The sequence below is a fragment of the Bradyrhizobium sp. Gha genome (assembly GCF_900113735.1).
In the GTDB taxonomy this organism is placed as follows: Bacteria; Pseudomonadota; Alphaproteobacteria; order Rhizobiales; family Xanthobacteraceae; genus Bradyrhizobium.
In genome coordinates, this window is record NZ_FOQM01000092.1 from 1 (window position 1) to 1259 (window position 1259).

2 protein-coding genes are annotated in these 1259 nt (G+C 61.0%); both read right to left on the bottom strand.

Features of this window, described 5'->3' with window-relative positions; translation table 11 throughout:
• The coding region (locus tag BM222_RS39680; RefSeq protein ID WP_502691006.1) for a flagellin N-terminal helical domain-containing protein at positions 1 to 522 on the bottom strand (522 nt) is incomplete at its 3' end.
• 323 nt (positions 523 to 845) lie between these two features.
• Positions 846 to 1259 (bottom strand): flagellin (locus BM222_RS39685; RefSeq protein WP_283810306.1); only part of this gene is annotated, 414 nt, incomplete at its 5' end.

Below are 1259 nucleotides of genomic sequence, written 5' to 3' on the forward strand. Positions count from 1 at the left end.
CGTGGTCTGGTTGTCCTTCACCTGGCTGCCGGTCGTCGCGCCGATGGTGCCGCCGAGCGTGGTGCTGCCCGCAGCCGCCGTCGTGCCACCGGCAGTGCCGGAAAACAGCACGTTCGAGAGCGCAGTCGCGCTGGAATAAGTGGTCGTGCCGCGCAGATCTGCTGCGGTTGCGCCCGCGATCGTGGTCGAGACGTTCGACTTGGTCGAGTAGCCGACCGTGGTCTGCAGCGCCTGGTTGGCGATCGACTTCGCGCTGTCGAGCAGTTTCGACAGCGAGGTGATGCCGGTGTTGGCGGCCTGGAGCACCTGCACGCCGTTGGCGATGCCATCGAGCAAATTGTTGATGTCGCTGGCGCGGTTGTCGAGCGACTGGGCGGTGAAGAAGTTGGTGGGGTTATCGAGCGCCGAGTTCACCTTCTTGCCGGTCGACAGACGGGACTGGGTGGTGGCGAGCAGGTCGGCGGTGGACTGGAGGGAGAGCAGGTTCTGACGAACCGACGCAGAGAGGACGATACCGGACATAACAACTTACCCTTCTGGTTTACGCGTCTTCGTTCGATCGCTTCGGATCGAGTGACGCGCGCAGCCTGAGGGGACATGGCTAACAAAGGGTGAAGTCCAGTCTCGAACCGCAAGCCCCGATTCACCATAAGGCGACGCAGGTCTTTTCGCGCGATGATGATCCCCCTGGAATGTCACGGCTTTTTCTGGCGTTTGCTTCCCGTTAACCATAACGAGCGGTTACTTTTTGGAAGCTGCAAAAGCGCGTTTCGATCGCATGCTGCAAAAAGAAAACGGCGGGGCCGAAGCCCCGCCGTCGATATTTTTCGTGATGTCAGCCGCTATTAGCGGAGCAGCTGGAGAACGCTCTGCTGCGACTGGTTGGCCAGCGACAGCGCGGAGACCGCGATCGACTGGCGGGTCGACAGCGCCTGGCTGTTGGCAGCTTCAACGTTGGTGTCGGCCAGCGTCAGGTTGGACGAACCGGTCTGCAGCACGTTGATCAGGTTCTTGTTGAAGTCCTGACGCACCTGCACGACCGAGAGGTTCGAACCAAGGGTTGAAGCCTCAGAACGCAGCGTGCTCGACGCCGTGTTCAGGTTGGCCAGCACCTTGTTGGAGGCTGAGTTGTCGATGAAGTCGGTGCCCTGCACCAGCGAGGCGAGACCCAGACCCTTCGAGTTGAAGGTCACGCCGGTGATGTTCAGGCTCGACTTGCCGGTCTCGTCGAACACCAGCTTGAGCTGATCGCCGTTGAG